Below are 17,172 nucleotides of genomic sequence, written 5' to 3' on the forward strand. Positions count from 1 at the left end.
CCTCAACGTACACCTCCCATCCATTTCCGCAACACCGGCACCAGCAACAGCAGGCAGGCGCCCAGCGCCACGGAGCCCAGCCCGATCTTGCTGAGGATAGAGGCATAGTAGGGAAGGGATTGCACCGGATCGTTGACCAGGTGTTCCGGTACGCTCATAAGCGAGCCGATTTTGCCGGCCAGGAACTCGCCAATGGCGCTGGCCAGAAACCAGATGCCCATCACCATGCCCACGATCCGGGCAGGCGCCAGTTTGGTGATCATGGAAAGGCCGATGGGCGAGATGCACAATTCGCCGCAGATGATGGCCACGTAGCCCAGGGTAAAAGTGCCCAGGGAGATCAGACCCGTGTCGCTGCCGCCTTTGCAGCCCAGGTAAAAGACCAGGAAGCCCAGGCCCAGGAAAATAAACGACAGGGCGAACTTCACCGGCGTGCCGGGTTCCAGGCCCCGTTTATTCAGCCAGATCCATAGCCAGGCGGCAACCGGGCTGAGGGCGATGACCCAGAAGGGCGGCAGGAAGTTGTTGACCGACAGGGCCGGCAGCTCCACGCCGCCTACGTGCATGTCCACGTTCCGCATGGCAAAGAGGTTCAGCGCGCCGCTGTTCTGCTCGTAAAACGCCCAGAAAAGGATGGAGGAGACGATCATGACGATGGCCGCCAGCAGCTTGTAGCGGGCCACCGGCTCCAGCTTGAAGGCGGTGGAAACGATATAGACCAGCGACAGCACGCCCAGCCCCATCATGATAAAGTCCATGGCCTCGTAGGCATGAAACAGCCCGATCACCACCGGCACCACCAGCACGGAGCCGGCATAGATCAGGAGCTCCAGGCTGAGGCCCGCAAACAGCTTCCGGCCCAGGGCCTGCGGCTGTGGCGGCAGTCCGCGGTGGCCGAGCGATTTCTTGCCGGCGGTAAACACCAGCAGGCCCACGATCATGAACAGGCCTGCCAGCCCGAAGCCGTAGTGCCAGTTGATCTTCTCGCCCACATAGCCGCACAGCAGCCCGCCCAGGCAGGCCCCCAGGTTGATGCCCATGTAGAAGATTGAAAAGGCGCTGTCCTTGCGCGGGTCGTTCTCGCTATAGAGCGTGCCCACGAGGCTGGAGATATTGGGTTTGAAAAAGCCGTTGCCGCAGATGATGAAGGCCATGCCGGCAAAGAAGCTCCACCCCTGCGGGATGGCCAGCACCAGGTGGCCGATGGTCATGAGGATGCCGCCGAAGGTGATGGCTTTGCGGTAGCCCAGGAAGCGGTCGGCCAGCATGCCGCCGAACAGGGGCATGGTGTACACCAGGGCGGCATACGAGCCCAGGATGGCGTAGCCTTTGGGCTCGTCGAATTTCAGCTGGGTGACCATATATGCCAGCAGGAGGGCCTTCATGCCGTAAAAGGAAAAGCGTTCCCACATTTCGGTAAAGAACAGCAGGTAGAGTTGTTTCGGGTGGCGGTTCCCGCGAAGTGGCGGCTCCTGTTCCAGTTCTTCTACGGGGGCGGTAGTGGCATTGTATTCTTTCATAACGAGGTGGATGATTGGTTCTGAACGTAAGGAAATAAAAAAGGTGATGCGGAGCGCATCACCTTCGGAACAATTGATTAATGAATTCCGTGCATTTTCTTTTTCAGCGTCCGGTTCAGCGCCAGCATGATCAGGCCGGCCACGATGGGCAGGAAGGTAAAAATGAGGAAGAAGACCGATATGGAATATTTTTCCGTAATGCTGTCGATAAAGCTCCCGGTCAGGCCCGCCAGGAAGTTGGCGATGAAGGTGGCGATGAACCAGATGCCGAACATCAGGCCGACCATTTTCACCGGCGACAGCTTGCTGACATAGGACAGGCCCACCGGCGACAGGCACAGCTCGCCCAAGGTATGGAACAGGTAGGCGAGGATCAGCCAGGACATGCTGACCGAGGCGGTTTTGGCGCCCTGGGGGATGGTCATGCCACCGTAGGCCAGGATGGCGAAGCCCAGGCCCAGCAGAATCAGGCCGATGGCGAATTTTACGGGACCGGAGGGATTGTATTTGCTGGCCCAGACCATGGAGAAAAGGGGCGCGAAGGCAATGATGAAGAACGAGTTCAGGATGCCGAACCAGGAGGCCGGCACCTCGGCCAGGTTCTCGCTGAAGTCTCTTTTCAACATCCAGATAATGATGCCCCAGATGATGACAAAGGAAGTGCCCAGGAAGATGTTGGATAAAGCGTAGCGCTGGAAGGTCTTTTTGAAAAGATTCAGGAGCACGCCGGTCAGGATAATCATGGGCACCACCACCAGGATGGCGTTCGACCATTTGAACACCAGGGCGCTGTTGCCGGACAATTGCCGCTGGGTGTAGTCGTTGGCGAAGATGGTCATGGAGCCGCCGGCCTGTTCAAAGGCCATCCAGAAGAAGATGGTGAAAAAGGCGAAGACGCCGATGACGAAGATGCGGTCGCGGGTCACGTGCTTCGGCGTATGTTCTTCCGCCACGATCTCCCGGGTAACCGGGTTCGTATTGGCGTTCTTCTCGGCCAACTTTTCTTCCTTTTTCGGGCTCAGGCCGATGGTGCCGAAGATCTTTTGGGCAAAGGCGAATTGCAGCAGGCCAAACAGCATGAAGATGCCGGCCAGGCCGAATCCATAGCTCCAGCCCACTTTTTCACCGATATACCCGCATAGCAGGATGCCGAGGAAGGCGCCGGCATTGATGCCCATGTAGAAGATGGTATAAGCCGCGTCTTTGCGGTCCTCGTCCTTGGCATAGAGCTGGCCGACGATGGAGGAAATGTTGGGCTTGAACAGGCCGTTGCCGATAATCAGGCACACCAGGCCCAGGTAAAAAAAGAACGGCGTTTCCAGGGCCATGCTGGCGTGGCCGAGGGTCATGATGGCGGCGCCGGCGATCACGGCTTTGCGATAGCCCAGCAGCTTATCGGCGATCAGTCCGCCCAGGATCGGCGTCAGGTATACCAGGCCGGTATAGATGCCGTACAGTTGCAGGGCTTCTTTGCGTTCCCAGGCCCAGCCGCCGCCGGTCAGCGAGGTGGTCAGGAACAGGACCAGCAGGGCCCGCATACCGTAATAGCTGAAGCGTTCCCACATTTCGGTAAAAAACAGGATGAAAAGTGCCGGTGGATGACCTGCCTGTGCAGGTACTTCGTCTGCCGTAAGGGTCCGGGCGGTGGCTGTATTTCCCATAATAAAAAAATATTAATTCGTTGAAACCTTGAATCGATAATGTTTCCAAAATAAATAAAAAACGGGCCTGATGCATATTTACCGCCATCTTTAATAATCTTGCCCGACCTTCGCGGCACTTATTTTTGCTACATGAACATTTTACTATTAGGCTCCGGCGGCCGGGAACATGCCCTGGCCTGGAAAATCTCGCAGAGTAACCTGACTACCAAGCTGTTTATTGCTCCGGGCAACCCCGGCACAGCGCTGTGCGGCACCAACCTCCCGTTCTCCGCCACGGATTTTGACGCCATCAAAAAATGCTGCCTTGACGAGCACATCGGCCTGGTGGTGGTCGGCCCCGAAGAACCGCTGGTAAAAGGTATCGTAGACACCCTGAAGGCCGACGCCCGCTTCAGCGACCTGCTGATCATCGGCCCTGCGCAGGAAGCGGCCCAGCTGGAAGGCAGCAAGGCCTATGCAAAAGAGTTCATGGAGCGGCACGGTATTCCCACCGCCGCCTATAAAGAGTTTACCCAGGAGAATTTTGAAGACGGGCTGGCCTATATCCGCCAGCACCCGCTGCCCGTGGTGCTGAAAGCCGACGGCCTGGCTGCCGGCAAAGGCGTGATCATTGCCCAAAGCACCGAAGAAGCCCTGTCCGAGTTCACCCAGATGATCCGGGACGCCAAGTTCGGCGCCGCCAGCAGCAAGGTGGTGATCGAGCAGTTTTTAAGCGGCATCGAGCTGTCGGTGTTCGTGCTGACCGACGGCCGCAACTACGTGCTGCTGCCCGAAGCCAAGGACTACAAGCGCATCGGCGTCGGCGATACCGGCCTGAACACCGGTGGCATGGGCGCCGTAAGCCCCGTACCGTTTGCCAACGACGCTTTTATGCAAAAGGTGATCACTTCCGTGATCGAACCCACCGTTAAAGGACTGGAAAAAGACGGCCTCGACTACAAAGGCTTTGTGTTCTTCGGCCTCATCAAGGTAGGCGACGAGCCGTTTGTGATCGAATACAACTGCCGTATGGGCGATCCCGAGACCGAAGTGGTGATGCCCCGCCTGAAAACCGACCTGGTGCCCCTGCTGCAGGCCGCGGCCCGGCAACAGCTGGAAAGCATCCGCGTAGAGCAGGACAGCCGTTTTGCCACCACGGTGGTAGCGGTCAGCGGTGGTTATCCCGAAGAGTATAAAAAAGGTTTTGCCATCAGCGGCCTCGAAGGCGAGGTGGCCGACACGATCCTGTTCCATGCCGGCACCAAGGCCGAAGGCGACCAGATCGTCTCCAGCGGCGGACGGGTGCTGTGCGCCACGGCCCTGGCACCCACGGTAGCCGAGGCCATCGCCAAAAGCAAGGAGCGCCTGCAGCAGATCGGCTTTGAAGGCATGTACTTCCGCAGCGACATCGGCTACGAGTTCACTTCGGACAAAGCCTAAGCCGACTGCCTAAATCCTGGATTTGGGAGCATGAAAAGGAGATAGGGGATGATTTTTGATTTCATCTTCCTGCGTACCTTTTCATCCTCCCAATTTTTTTTATGGCCTCTGACGAGTTGCATTACCACGATTACCTCCAGCTGGACAAGATCCTGAATGCCCAGGAGCCCGAAGCGGCAAAGCATTCCCTGTCCGCCCATGATGAAATGCTGTTCATCATCACCCACCAGACCTACGAGCTCTGGTTCAAGGAGCTGCATTACGAGGTGGACTCCATCCTGGAAATTATGCGCCAGCCCACCCTCAACGACAATTCGCCCCTGCTGCAGACCGTCGTGCACCGCCTGGAGCGCATGGCGGTGGTGCTGCGGGTGCTCATTCACCAGATCGACGTGCTGGAAACCATGACGCCCATGGACTTCCTGGACTTCCGCGACCAGCTGCGGCCGGCCTCCGGCTTTCAGAGCTGGCAGTTCAAGCTGCTGGAAGCCAAGCTGGGACTGAAGTTTGAGCAACGCTACGGCCAGGGATACTACACCTCCCAGCTACGCCTGGAACATATAGACCTGATCAAGAATGCAGAAGGGCAACAATCCTTGCTCCAACTGGTAAACAGTTGGCTGGAGCGGGCGCCTATCCGGGAAGAGGCTTTCTGGACCCACTACAAAGACCTTTATGCCGGTAGCCTGGCCGAGGCGGAAAAACACAATATGGCCGCTTTTGAAGAAGTATTTTTCGAGCACCGTTCCGGCGACTATTCCTTATCGCCCAAAGCCTGCCGGGCGGCGCTGTTCGTGATGCTGTACCGGGGGTATCCCCTGCTGCAGCTGCCGTTCCAGCTCCTGAACAACCTGCTGGAGATCGACGAGCAGCTCAGCACCTGGCGGCACCGCCACATCAATATGGTGCGGCGCATGATCGGCACCCGCATCGGCACGGGGGGCAGCAGCGGCAAGGACTACCTGCAGGGCGCCGCCGACCGCCATTATATTTTCAAAGAGATCGCCCAGCTGACCTCCTTCCTTATCGAGCGCCGCCGGCTGCCCCAGTTGTCTAAAGAACTGGAGCAGCAACTAGGATTTGCAGGCCCGGGAGTTACTGAGTAACTACGGGGTTCTGGATGTCGTGGTAAAACAAAAAGGTCCAGCCTTCTTCCTTTCCCTGCTGCCACCACTGCTGGCGCAGCTGCAGGGCCCGGTCGGGGTTGTGGTCGTATTTCGTTTTGTACCGGATCTTCATCTGCTGCAGCTGGGGGGCTTCGTCGCCGCCGAAGAAGATGGTCTGGCCGTCTTCGCGGATCCAGAAGGCCTGGTGGTAGGGCGAATGGCCGCCGGTATGCTGGTAATAGATGTAGTCGTCGATATAACCTTCGTCGGCATGCAGGAACGCTACCTGGGGCGACATAGCAAGGGCCCGCAATTCATCGGGGATAAAGGAAGGAAAGCCGGTTTTAAAGGCAAAGTCCAGCTCCCGTTGCTGGATATAGTAGGTGGCATTGGGAAAGCTCAGCCGGTTGTGGTCCGATTCCATACAGATGCCGCCTGCATGGTCCTTGTGCAGGTGGGTCATCAGCACCTTGGTTACCTGCTCGGGCTGTACGCCGGCCCGGGCCAGGTTGGCATGGAGCTGCATGGTGTCGGTGCCGTTTTCCAAAAAACCCAGGCCGGCGTCCAGCACCAGCACATCCTGCGACGTTACTACCAGGAAGGGCTGTACTTCCACCAGCAGGCTGCCCACCGGGCGCTGCTGCAGGTCGTCTTCTTCGGGGTTGAAGGGCACGAACAACTTGGTCTTATCGATGGTAAAGGAGCCTTCGGACAGGGGAATGATGGTGCCTGGTTTCGGAAGGCCGGTCTTGGCTTTATGACTCATGGATCTTCTTTAGGTGATTATTTGAATGGATTGCAAGTTGCGCCTTTTCTGATCGTTATCTTAAAATCATTTGCCGGTCGGCATCCAGGCGGATGAGGATGAACAGCAGGATGGTAAACGTCAGCAGGGCTGTTCCGCCGTAGCTGATGAACGGCAGGGGAATGCCGATCACCGGGGCCAGGCCAATGGTCATGCACACATTGATGGTGATGTGGAAAAAGAAGACCGCCGCCACCCCGTATGCATAACACCGGCTGAAAACGCTTCGCTGGCGTTCGGCCACCATCACGATCCGGAACAGCAGGAACAGGAAGATGCCCAGCAGCGTTACCGTACCCAGGAAGCCGAATCCTTCGCCGATGGTGCAAAAGATAAAGTCGGTGCGCTGTTCCGGCACGAAGTCGTAGCGGGTTTGGGTGCCGCTGAGCAGGCCCTTGCCGGTGACACCGCCGGAACCGATGGCGATCTTCGACTGCTTTACGTTATAGTCCTGGGCGTCTTTCTTTTTCAGCGAGGCGGCGTCCAGGGCGACCGGGTGGTCGGAATAAGGGTTGTCCTTGCCGAACAGCGAATAGATGCGGTCTACCTGGTAGCCCTGCATCACTTCCTTGAAGATGAAGGGCACGGCAAAACGCTGGATGCCCACGCAAACAAACCACATCAGGACGATGGTGATCAGCAGGGACTTCCGTTTCTTGATCTGCCGCCGCATCAGGTAGGCCGCCAGGCCGGCGATCACCGTCAGGGTAATGGCCAGGACGTTGGGTTCGATAACGATGGTGGCCACGATCAGGGTGCCCAGCGAAAAGCCCACCACCAGGATCATCGGGGGCAGCCCTTCGCGGTACATCACCAAAAAGAAGGAAAAATATACCAGCGCCAGCCCCGTTTCGCTTTGCAGGATCGTCAGGATGGCCGGCGTCAGGGCAATGGCCGCAGCGATCAGCTGCGAGCGGGTTTTGGTAAAATCCGTATCCGGCCGCGACAGGTACTTGGCCAGCGCCAGGCAGACGCACACCTTGCAAAACTCCGCCGGCTGGAACTGGATGCCGCCCATGCGGATGATGGACTTGGTCCCGTGCACGTCGGTATGGAAGGGAAAGACCAGCAACAGTAAAAAGATGCCCACCGCGTACCATACGTTGGCGGTAGCCGGGAAGAACTTGCTGTCGGTAAGCAGGATAAACACCCCGATCAGGCCGGAGACGATGAAGAAATAGAATTGCTTGCTGTAATCGGGACCGAACGAAAGGAAACTGGCCAGGATAGGGTCGCCCTCGCGGTAAGTAACCGCAAAGATGGCCACGATGCCGATGGATACCAGCAACAGGTATAGCCCTACCAGCACGCCGTCAATTCCCTTGGAGATACTTACCGTGTTTTTGCTTCTGCTCATTTTATTAGGTGGTGGCTGTTTTCTTTTTAAGGCTGATTTGATTTTTGGGCTCCAGGGCTTCGGTCCGGGCGGCTACCCGCTTCTCGGGCTTGGGCTGGGAGTTGGCGGGCTTGGGCTTGGTGGTCGACGAATCTTTTTTCGGCGCCGACCGCTGGTAGAACTTCCGCAGGAAGCTGCTGTCCTTGGTGATCTTGAACCATTCCACAGCACGGGTAGAGTCGGCTATGTATTGTTCGCGGGCCAGGATGCTGGGCATGAAGTTCTTTTTGCTCAGCTCTTCGGCTTTTTTCTTGCTTTCCGGCCGCAGCGAATCGGTCAGGTATTGCTCCATCATCAGCGAGGCGATCGGCGCAGCGGCGGTGGAGCCGAAGCCGGCGTTCTCTACCACCACGGCAATGGCGATCTTGGGGTTTTCGCGGGGGGCAAAGCACACGAACATCGAGTTTTCATTCAGCTCGATCTTTTTACCGCCAATGTAGCGGAAGTTCTGGGCCGTACCGGTTTTGGCGCAGATGTTAATGCCGGGGATGGCGGCGCCGCGGGCCGTACCGGCGGTGACCACGTCCTGCATGCCCCAGATGATGGCCTCGAAGGCCTCGTCGGAAATGTGGGTCAGCACTTCGTGCTTCCGGCGGAAGGGATTCAGCAGGGCGGTATCGGACGGGCCTTCGTTATCGATGGACTTGACGATGTGCGGGGTGTAGTAATAGCCTTTATTGGCGATGATGCACATGGCATTGGCCAGCTGCAGGGGCGTAGCCGTCATCATGTCCTGGCCAATGCCAAGGGTCAGGTTGGTGCACGAGCTCCAGCTGTTGCGATATACCTTGTTGTACTTGCTGGTATCGGGAATATTGCCCTTGTCCTCGCCCGGCAGGTCGATACCGATACGGGTGCCCAGGCCGAAAGCGTTCATGTAGTCTTTCCATTTCGAATAGCCTTTTCGCACATTCCCGATCCGGGGATTGTCCACCGCCATGCGGTACACGTGGGTAAAATAGGAGTTGCAGGAGTTGGCGATGGCCCGGCGCAGGTCGGCTGCGTGGCCGCCGCCGGAGTGGGTACAGGCCGGCTTGCCGATGCCGCAGGCATAATAACGTCCGCCGCAGGGATAGCCAAAGGAGGGCGTGATGAGTCCTTCGTCCAGCGCCACCAGGCCGCCCAGGGGTTTGAAGGTGGATCCCGGCGGGTACTGTCCCTTGATGGCGCGGTTGAGCAGGGGACGCGATACGTCCAGCACAAATTTGCCGTAGGTTTTTTTGAAGTTGGAACCGGTGAGGGCGCTGGGGCTGAAGTTGGGCGCCGACACCATGGCGATGACGCCGCCTGTTTTGGGCTCGATGGCGACGGCTGCGCCCACCTTGTTCTGCATCAGCTTTTCCAGCAGCTGTTGCACGTCCACATCGATAAAGGTGCGCAGGCCGCGGCCGGCGATGGCGGCGGAGTCGAACTCGCCGTTTTCGAAATGGCCCACCAGCCGGTTCTTATGGTCCTTGATCAGGTATTGCACGCCCCGCTGTCCCATGAGGGCTTTTTCGTAAAAGGATTCGATGCCGCTGCGGCCGGCATAGTCGCCGGGCCGGTAAAAGCCGCCCGAGCGGGCGATGATGCCGGAGTCCACCTCGTTGATGTAGCCCATGAAGTGGGCGCCCACGTTAAAGGGATAGGTGCGCACCGGGCGCTCCTGCAGGTAAAAGCCCTTGCCGGCAAAGCGCCACATGTTCTCTTCGATGCGGGCATATTTTTCGGGCGACAGCAGGCTTTCAAAGGAGGAAGGGCGGTAGCGGCCGTTTTTGATGATGGCCGTTACCAGGCGTTGCCGGAATTCGGTGGTATCGATCTCCAGCAGCTGGCAGAGGTAGGCGGTGTCCACGCCCCGCACTTCGGAGGGGGTCACCACCAGGTCGTACATCAGGGTGTTGTTGACAATCGCCCGGTTGTTCCGGTCGTACACGATGCCGCGGGGCGGGTAGATGGTTTTTCGGAAAACGGCGTTCTCTTCGGCCAGCTTCTGGTACTTGCTGGAGAAGACCTGGAGGTTAACGAGCTGGGCAATAATGACGGTGAAAGTAACCAGGAAGATGATCCTGATTATATAACTCCTGGATTGGTTAAACACAGACATAATTCGATGGATGAGGGTGAAATAGGAGAGCAACCGTGTATTCTACCACAAAATTTGTTAAAGAGCTGCAGATGTACAAATGTGAAATTGTGAAAGTTTGAAAACAATTTGGTCTCGCCGGAGGCGAGACCAAATTGTTTTCAAAATGTTTAGGCGGTATTCGTTCGGAAGCGGAGCTTGCGGGGGAAGAGCAGCTCCACGATCACTACCAGCAGCATGCTGATGGCCGTGGTGGACACCACCTTGACCAGGAAGGCGAGCAGGGTGCCGAACTGGAACCATTCCAGGAATACCAGGTAAGTATGGTGCAGCAGGGTCAGGAAGAAGGCGTACACCAGGTAGGGCGACCAGCCCATGCCCCGGGGCGAGGGCTCCTTATGGGTGAATTCGGTTTTTTCCTTGGGCGACAGCAGGGTGATGATGAAGGGCCGTACGTAGGCCACCAGGATGCAGGCCGCGGTATGCAGGCCGGGGGTCATCTTGAAATAATCCAGTGACAGGCCGGTAATGAACCCGATGAACAGCAATCCCAGCCGCGGCGTGTTGTAGGGCAGCCACAACAGGAACAGGTAATAAATATAGGGAACAATAAAGCGGTGCAGGTGCGGGATCTTGTCCAGCACATACACCTGTACCAGTATAAAAATGGTTAATCGGAAAAAGTTTCTTACCAGGTCGCTCAACGGTTCGTCTTTTTTTGTTGGTCTAATTGTCGTTTGGTGTCCTCATTCAGTTTCAGTTGTTCCTCCAGTTGCAGGTTTTCCACCAGGAACACCTGTTGCACGGCATTAAAATGCACGGCGGTCCGGATTTTTAAAATATAAAAGCCGGAGGCCGGGTCGGGCTGGATGCCTGCAACCGTGCCGATCAGGAAGCCGGGCGGAAAGTTATAGGAATAAATGCTGGTGAGCACCGAATCGCCTTTTTTCACTTCCACGTCCCGGGAGATGCCCTTGAGCGACACGAAGCGCGGGTCCTCGGCGTCCCACTCGATGGTGCCGAATACGTTGGAATGCTTCAGGGAGGCCGGCACCCGGGTTTTGGTATGCAGTAGGCTCATAACCTGGCTGAAGTTGTTGCTGACATTCACTACCAGTCCCACCAGCGCCCCGTCGGAGTTCAGCACCGCCATGTTGTCGCGGATGCCGCCGCTGGCGCCCCGGTTCACCTGCAGGTAGTTCTGGTCGAAGTTGACCGAGTTGTACACCACCTTGCCTTCGCGCCACAGGTACCGTTTCACCTTTTTGGTGCTATCATTCACCCGAAGGGTGTCGGCTACCATTTTGGTGGCGGTATTGCCGGAAACGTTGTTGAGGGACAGCAGGCCCAGGAGGGAGTCGTTCATGCGGTGCACCCGCTTGTTCTCGTCCCGCAGGTGAAAGTAGTCGTCCACCTTGTCGGCCTGCTTGTTGAAGCGGCCGGTGATCTCGCTGGCAACACCCGAAAAGGCCGTGTGATGATAGCGGTTGTTGGTCACCAGCATCCACCATGCAATGAACTGCAACACTAAGAAGGTCAGGAACACAAAAAAGCGTCGGATGAAGAGAAAAATGTTGCGCATGGATGAAAGAGGTAGGGGTAAGGGGATTATGAACAAGCAGCAACCCCCGGGAGGAAGGTTGCTGCTTGTGTCGAATCACCAGTGTTTTCTTATCTCATTACAAAAGGATAGCGTTCGTAGCTTTTCAGGGCCAGGCCGGTACCCCGTACCACGCTTTTCAGCGGGTCGTCGGCCACGTGCACCGGCAGCTTGATCTTCTGGCTCAGGCGCTTGTCGAGGCCTTTCAGCAGGGCGCCGCCGCCGGTCAGGTACAGGCCACGACGGTAAATGTCGGCGGCCAGCTCGGGCGGGGTTTGTTCCAGGGCCTTCAGGATGGCTTCCTCTATTTTAAAGATGCTTTTGTCGAGGGCTTCGGCAATTTCCTGGTAGCTCACGTAGATCTGTTTGGGAATACCGGTCACCAGGTCGCGGCCGTTGACGGGGATGTCGTCCGGCGGATTTTCGAGGTCTTTCATGGCGGCGCCAATCTGGATCTTGATCTGTTCGGCGGTGCGTTCCCCGATCAGCAGGCTGTGGTAGCGGCGCAGGGCTTCCATGATGTCGGCGGTGAATTCGTCACCGGCGATGCGGATCGACTGGTCGCAGACGATACCGGCCAGGGCGATCACGGTGATGCCGGTGGTACCCCCGCCGATATCAATGATCATGTTGCCCACGGGCTCTTCCACGTCGATGCCGATACCCAGGGCGGCGGCCATCGGCTCGTGGATCAGGTATACTTCCTTGGCGCCTGCCTGTTCGGCACTGTCGCGAACCGCACGCTTCTCTACCTCGGTAATGGAGGAGGGAATGCAGATCATCATCCGCCAGGAGGGCGGAAACAGGGGCTTTTTCGGATACACCAGCTTGATCAATTCGCGGATCATCAGCTCGGCTGCGTTAAAGTCCGCAATCACTCCGTCTTTCAACGGGCGGACCGTCTTTATACTTTCGTGGGTTTTCTCGTGCATCATCAATGCACGCTTGCCCACGGCCAAAACTTCTTTTGGATTGTTACGGTTTAAGGCCACAATAGAGGGCTCATTCACTACTACTTCGTCATTATGAATAATTAGGGTATTAGCCGTGCCTAGGTCTATCGCAATTTCCTGGGTAAACCAATTAAAAAGTCCCATGCTGCTCTTAAATGATTTAAGTGTTGAAGGTTGTGTGCAAAGTTGCTGGAAATAATCCGAATTGGCAAAGTTAAAACCACGCCGGCCTATTTCGCCCTGACAACGAGCCTGCTGGATTTAAATTGCCGCGACGGCTGGTAAATTTTGCATAATTTCTTGCGGGCCGGCTTTTGGCACGGTGTTCGTTAAAAAGGGCAAAAGCAGGCACAACCGGTTATGAAACAAACGCTTTTACTGATCGCAGCTTTTCTACTTCAATATACAGCGCAGGCACAGACGGCCTATAAATCGGCCGTGGGTGTAAAGGTCTGGGACGGCGCAGGCGTTTCGTTCAAGCATTTCTTCACCGGCAACCAGGCCGGCGAACTGGTCGGGTACTTCTGGAAAAGAGGTTTCCGCCTGACAGGCCTTTACGAATTCCACGGACCTATAAACGGCGCGCCGGGCCTGTTGTGGTACGTGGGCCCGGGTGCACACCTGGGCTTTTACAATTCCAAATGGGGCCATAAAGGAACTTATGCCGGTATTGATGGTGTGATTGGTTTGGACTATAAGTTCCGCGAAGCTCCCGTCAACGTTTCGCTGGACTGGCAGCCTTTTTTTGAGTTCGGCGACGGTGTTGGTTTCAATGGGAATTTGGGCGGACTCGGGATCCGGTACACCTTTTAAGAAAACGTAGGCTATACATAGAAAGGCGATGCCCCGGGCATCGCCTTTCATTTTTTGCCCTATCCTTCCTAACTTATACCATGCCCCCGGTTTATTTCTGGAGCCATGCCCTCTTCGTTCGCTTGCTGCTTCCATTCGGGGCGGGTATCCTGCTGCAGTGGTATTACCCTTTGCCGCCCGGCTTTTTATCAGGAGTATTGACTTTTTCCTTCGCGGCCGTTTTCCTTTATTCCTTATTACCGGTGGGACCGCTGTACCGGTGGCGCACGGCCAACGGGCTGCTGGTCCACCTGCTGCTGGCTGCCGGGGGCGCCCTGCTGGTGTGGCGCGCCGATGTGCGCAACGATCCCCGCAACATCGCCCGCAGCTACCGCCCGGGCGATGGCCTGCAGGTGGTGCTTTCCGAGGTGCCGGTGGAAAAAGCGGCCTCTTTCAAAGCGCTCGCCCGCGCAGAACGGCTGGTTCACGGCGACAGCATCTTTCCCGCTACGGGCAAGGTGCTGCTGTATTTCAGCAAGGATGCCGCCATCACCCAACTGGCGCCCGGCACCCGGCTCCTCTTTCAAACGCCCCTGAAGGACATCCGCGGGCCGGGCAATCCCGGCAGCTTCGACTACCGGCGCTACTGCCTGTTCCAGGGCATTACCCACCAGGTGTTCCTGCCTGCCGGCGGGTTTGCGCTGCTGTCGCCGGCCGGGCAAAGCCGCCTGGAGGGTTTTGTCGGCAACTGCCGGCGGTGGGTGCTGTCGGTATTACAGCAATACATGCCTCCCGGCCGGGAACGGGGCCTGGCCGAGGCCCTGCTCATTGGTTATAAGAATGACCTGGAGAAAAGCCTGGTGCAGGCGTATACCCGCACCGGGGTGGTGCACATCATCGCCATATCGGGGCTGCACCTGGGATTGATCTACGCGTTGTTGCTGGGGCTTACGGGGCCGCTGAAGCGCCGGAAAGGAGGGGCGCTTTTTCGGTTATTGGTGGTCGTGGGGGGCCTGTGGCTGTTCAGTCTTCTGGCGGGGGCGCAGCCCTCGGTGCTGCGGTCAGCAGTGATGTTTACCTGCCTGGCGGTGGGCGAAGCCCTGGACCGCCGGGGCTCGGCCCTTAACACCCTGGCCCTTTCGGCTTTCCTGCTCCTGTGCTACCAGCCTTTCTGGCTGTGGGATGCCGGCTTCCAGCTGTCGTATGCCGCCGTGGCCAGCCTGCTGTTGTTTTACCGGCCGGTGGCCGGCTGGGTGTATTTTCCCAATAAAGCCATCGACCGGGGGTGGCGGCTGGTGGCGGTCACTATCGCGGCCCAGCTGCTGACCCTGCCGGTCTGCCTGTACCATTTTCACCAGTTTCCCCTGCTGTTCCTGCTGACCAACCTGTTTGCCGTTCCCTGGTCTTCTTTCATATTAATTGCGGAGATACTTCTGTGCGTCCTGTCCTTTTCCCCGCCAGTGGCCGGGGCGCTGGGTGCGGCCATAACCGCCATGATCCGCTGGATGAATATATATATTGAGCGGCTGGACCGCCTGCCCTTTGCGCTTTGGGACGGCCTGTCGCTTTCGCTGCCGCAGGCCCTGCTGCTGGCCGGCTTGGTGGGGGCCCTTGCGTATTGGCTGATGGAACAACAAAAAAGGGGGCTTTGGCTGGGGCTCTTCTGCCTGCTGGGGTTCATGGGGCTGCGCTCCTGGTCATTCGCGGCAGCGAACCGGCAGCAAAAGCTGATCGTATACAACGTGCCCCGCCTGCGGGCCATCGACCTGATCGAGGGGCGGTCGGCCCTGTTTTGGGGCGACGAGGCTCTGCTGCAAGAGGGCTTTGCCCGCAATTTCTACCTGCAGCCCTCCCGGGTGCTGCACCGGGTAGCGCAGATCGTCCCGGCTCCTGCGCATTCCCATGCCTTTAACTTTTGTGGTAAAAAAGTAGTGTTGCTCGATCCCGGCCAGCGCTTCCTTCCCCGGGCGTCGCGCCTGCCCCTGGACGTGCTGGTGGTGTCGGGCAGTCCCCGCACCGGGCCGGCGGAGCTGGCCGCCAGCTTCCTGCTGAAGCAGGTGGTGCTCGACGCCTCGGTGCCCCGCCGCAGGGCGCAGCGCTGGCAGCACGCCTGCGATTCGCTGGGCGTGGCCTGCCACGACGTGGCCGAAAAAGGAGCTTTTGAGATGACCGTGCAGTAAATTACCTTTGCGCCTCGTAAAATCTCTCTTTTCAATAAAATAATCATGAACAAGAAAATTTCTTCCGCCCTGATCTCTGTCTTTTACAAAGACGGATTGGAACCCGTAGTGCAGCAGTTAAAGCAGCAAGGCGCCACGATCTACTCGACCGGCGGCACCCAGCAATTTATAGAAAAGCTTGGCATTGAGGTCGTTCCGGTGGAAAACCTCACTACCTATCCTTCTATTTTGGGGGGAAGAGTGAAGACCCTGCACCCGGCCGTGTTCGGCGGCATCCTCGGCCGTCGCGCCAACGAAACCGACCTGCAGGAGATGAAGCAGTACAACATCCCCGAAATGGACCTGGTGATCGTAGACCTGTACCCCTTCCAGGAAACCGTGGCCCAGACCAGCGAAGAAAAACTGATTATTGAGAAAATCGATATCGGCGGCCCCTCCATGATCCGCGCCGCCGCCAAGAACTTCAGCGACGTGACCGTGATCGCCTCCAAGGACGATTACAGCAAGCTGGTAGAGATGCTGCAACAGCAGAACGGCGAAGTATCGCTGGAGCAGCGCCGCGCCTTTGCCGCCAAGGCCTTCAACATCGTGGCCGACTACGACATCGCCATCAACAACTACTTCAACCCCGAAAGCCCGCTGACCGTGCTGGGCCTGGGCGCCAAAACCGTGCTGCGCTATGGCGAGAATCCCCACCAGAAGGCCGTCTTCACCGGCAACCTGGAGGCCTGCTTCAGCCAGCTGCACGGCAAGGAAATTTCCTACAACAACCTGGTGGACATTGACGCCGCTATCGAGCTGATCAAGGAATTCCAGGAAACCACCTTCGCCATCATCAAGCACACGAATGTGTGCGGTATCTCCAGCCGGGCCACGGTGGCCGACGCCTGGAAGGACGCCCTGGCCGGCGACCCGGAAAGCGCCTTTGGCGGCGTGCTGGTAGTCAACGGCGAGGTGGATGCCGCTACCGCCGAGGCCATCAACGAGATCTTCTTCGAAGTGCTGCTGGCGCCCGCTTTCACCCCCGAAGCGCTGGAAAAGCTGAAAACCAAGAAGAACCGCATCCTCCTGCAACTGAAGAGCACCAACACCACCCCCAACGTCTATAAGAATGCCGTCAACGGCACCCTGGAGCAGGGCAAGGACGAGGGCAACTTCGAAAAATGGGAAGAAGTAGGCGGCCGTACCGCCACTGAAGCCGAGAAAAGCGACCTGGTGTTCTCGAACATCGTGTGCAAGCACCTGAAGTCCAACGCCATCGCCCTGGTAAAGAACAAACAACTGATCGGTAAGGGTTGCGGCCAGACCAGCCGGATCGACGCCCTGCGCCACGCCCTGGAAAAGGCCCGCCAGTTCAACTTCGACCTGAACGGCGCCGTTATGGCCAGCGATGCCTTCTTCCCCTTCAACGACTGCGTGCAACTGGGTCATGAAGCCGGCATTGCGGCCTTCATCCAGCCCGGCGGCTCCATCCGCGACAAGGACAGCATCGAATACTGCAAGCAGAACAACCTGGCGCTCGTTATGACGGGCTTGAGGCATTTCCGCCATTAATATAGTTCCTGAGTTTCTAAGTTCCTGAGTTTCTAAGTTCCTGAGTTCCTGAGTTGTTCTGAGGTTTCGGAGTTACCCCATTTAAGAGGCAACTCAGGAACTTAGCAACTCAGGAACT

General features: G+C 57.6%; 13 protein-coding genes. 5 read left to right on the forward strand and 8 right to left on the reverse strand.

Features of this window, described 5'->3' with window-relative positions:
* Positions 1-2 precede the first annotated feature (2 nt).
* Together V9K67_RS18175 and V9K67_RS18180 are read right to left on the reverse strand one after the other, a co-directional pair.
* Positions 3-1,520 (reverse strand): peptide MFS transporter, encoded by a 1,518-nt coding sequence (locus tag V9K67_RS18175; protein WP_336724880.1) that lies wholly within the window; start codon positions 1,518-1,520, stop codon positions 3-5.
* Between the two features lie 77 nt (positions 1,521-1,597).
* A complete protein-coding gene (locus V9K67_RS18180) occupies positions 1,598-3,181 on the reverse strand; it encodes a peptide MFS transporter (protein WP_336724882.1) in 1,584 nt (527 codons plus the stop codon).
* A 132-nt stretch (positions 3,182-3,313) separates the two neighbouring features.
* On the opposite strand from V9K67_RS18180, the gene purD reads away from it, so the two are divergent.
* A complete protein-coding gene (gene purD / locus V9K67_RS18185; protein WP_336724883.1) occupies positions 3,314-4,603 on the forward strand; it encodes a phosphoribosylamine--glycine ligase in 1,290 nt (429 codons plus the stop codon).
* A 101-nt stretch (positions 4,604-4,704) separates the two neighbouring features.
* Positions 4,705-5,709 carry a tryptophan 2,3-dioxygenase gene (locus tag V9K67_RS18190; protein WP_336724885.1) on the forward strand — a complete coding sequence of 335 codons (1,005 nt, stop codon included), beginning with the start codon at positions 4,705-4,707 and terminating at the stop codon, positions 5,707-5,709.
* On the opposite strand, the gene V9K67_RS18195 is transcribed toward V9K67_RS18190, so the two are convergent.
* The 6 genes from V9K67_RS18195 to V9K67_RS18220 all read right to left on the reverse strand — a co-directional run bounded on the left by V9K67_RS18195 (position 5,699) and on the right by V9K67_RS18220 (position 12,672).
* On the reverse strand, positions 5,699-6,475 hold the full coding sequence (locus V9K67_RS18195) for an MBL fold metallo-hydrolase (protein ID WP_336724887.1): 777 nt from the start codon (positions 6,473-6,475) through the stop codon (positions 5,699-5,701). The genes V9K67_RS18190 and V9K67_RS18195 overlap by 11 nt on opposite strands.
* Before the next feature lie 55 nt (positions 6,476-6,530).
* Complete coding sequence (gene rodA, locus V9K67_RS18200; protein ID WP_336724888.1) at positions 6,531-7,871, reverse strand: rod shape-determining protein RodA; 1,341 nt, start codon at positions 7,869-7,871, stop codon at positions 6,531-6,533.
* Between the two features lie 4 nt (positions 7,872-7,875).
* Positions 7,876-9,996: a penicillin-binding protein 2 gene (gene mrdA / locus V9K67_RS18205; protein WP_336724890.1), complete on the reverse strand. Its 2,121-nt coding sequence runs from the start codon at positions 9,994-9,996 to the stop codon at positions 7,876-7,878.
* Between the two features lie 149 nt (positions 9,997-10,145).
* The gene (locus V9K67_RS18210; RefSeq protein WP_336724891.1) at positions 10,146-10,679 is read right to left on the reverse strand and encodes a rod shape-determining protein MreD; all 534 of its coding nucleotides are present in this window, start codon (positions 10,677-10,679) and stop codon (positions 10,146-10,148) included.
* Entirely contained in the window at positions 10,676-11,557 is an 882-nt protein-coding gene (mreC, locus tag V9K67_RS18215; protein ID WP_336724893.1) for a rod shape-determining protein MreC, read from the reverse strand. The genes V9K67_RS18210 and mreC overlap by 4 nt, the downstream gene beginning before the upstream one ends.
* Before the next feature lie 89 nt (positions 11,558-11,646).
* Complete coding sequence (locus V9K67_RS18220; RefSeq protein ID WP_336724894.1) at positions 11,647-12,672, reverse strand: rod shape-determining protein; 1,026 nt, start codon at positions 12,670-12,672, stop codon at positions 11,647-11,649.
* 216 nt (positions 12,673-12,888) lie between these two features.
* On the opposite strand from V9K67_RS18220, the gene V9K67_RS18225 reads away from it, so the two are divergent.
* From V9K67_RS18225 to purH, 3 genes are all read left to right on the forward strand, one after another.
* Complete coding sequence (locus V9K67_RS18225; protein ID WP_336724896.1) at positions 12,889-13,341, forward strand: hypothetical protein; 453 nt, start codon at positions 12,889-12,891, stop codon at positions 13,339-13,341.
* A gap of 80 nt (positions 13,342-13,421) precedes the next feature.
* Positions 13,422-15,500, forward strand: a complete 2,079-nt coding sequence (locus V9K67_RS18230) for a ComEC/Rec2 family competence protein (RefSeq protein ID WP_336724898.1) — start codon at positions 13,422-13,424, stop codon at positions 15,498-15,500.
* A gap of 45 nt (positions 15,501-15,545) precedes the next feature.
* A complete protein-coding gene (gene purH / locus V9K67_RS18235) occupies positions 15,546-17,054 on the forward strand; it encodes a bifunctional phosphoribosylaminoimidazolecarboxamide formyltransferase/IMP cyclohydrolase (RefSeq protein ID WP_336724899.1) in 1,509 nt (502 codons plus the stop codon).
* Positions 17,055-17,172: the final 118 nt, after the last annotated feature.

Source organism: Huijunlia imazamoxiresistens (genome assembly GCF_037132455.1).
Taxonomy (GTDB): Bacteria; Bacteroidota; Bacteroidia; order Chitinophagales; family Chitinophagaceae; genus Flavisolibacter; species Flavisolibacter imazamoxiresistens.

What these genes read in the sequence shown, in the direction of transcription:
- rodA (WP_336724888.1), bottom strand. Translation starts at nt 7,871, where the DNA reads ATGAGCAGAAGCAAAAACACGGTAAGTATCTCCAAGGGAATTGACGGC.
- mrdA (WP_336724890.1), bottom strand. Translation starts at nt 9,996, where the DNA reads ATGTCTGTGTTTAACCAATCCAGGAGTTATATAATCAGGATCATCTTC.
- V9K67_RS18175 (WP_336724880.1), bottom strand. Translation starts at nt 1,520, where the DNA reads ATGAAAGAATACAATGCCACTACCGCCCCCGTAGAAGAACTGGAACAG.
- V9K67_RS18225 (WP_336724896.1), top strand. Translation starts at nt 12,889, where the DNA reads ATGAAACAAACGCTTTTACTGATCGCAGCTTTTCTACTTCAATATACA.
- purD (WP_336724883.1), top strand. Translation starts at nt 3,314, where the DNA reads ATGAACATTTTACTATTAGGCTCCGGCGGCCGGGAACATGCCCTGGCC.
- V9K67_RS18180 (WP_336724882.1), bottom strand. Translation starts at nt 3,181, where the DNA reads ATGGGAAATACAGCCACCGCCCGGACCCTTACGGCAGACGAAGTACCT.
- V9K67_RS18220 (WP_336724894.1), bottom strand. Translation starts at nt 12,672, where the DNA reads ATGGGACTTTTTAATTGGTTTACCCAGGAAATTGCGATAGACCTAGGC.
- purH (WP_336724899.1), top strand. Translation starts at nt 15,546, where the DNA reads ATGAACAAGAAAATTTCTTCCGCCCTGATCTCTGTCTTTTACAAAGAC.
- V9K67_RS18195 (WP_336724887.1), bottom strand. Translation starts at nt 6,475, where the DNA reads ATGAGTCATAAAGCCAAGACCGGCCTTCCGAAACCAGGCACCATCATT.
- mreC (WP_336724893.1), bottom strand. Translation starts at nt 11,557, where the DNA reads ATGCGCAACATTTTTCTCTTCATCCGACGCTTTTTTGTGTTCCTGACC.
- V9K67_RS18230 (WP_336724898.1), top strand. Translation starts at nt 13,422, where the DNA reads ATGCCCCCGGTTTATTTCTGGAGCCATGCCCTCTTCGTTCGCTTGCTG.
- V9K67_RS18190 (WP_336724885.1), top strand. Translation starts at nt 4,705, where the DNA reads ATGGCCTCTGACGAGTTGCATTACCACGATTACCTCCAGCTGGACAAG.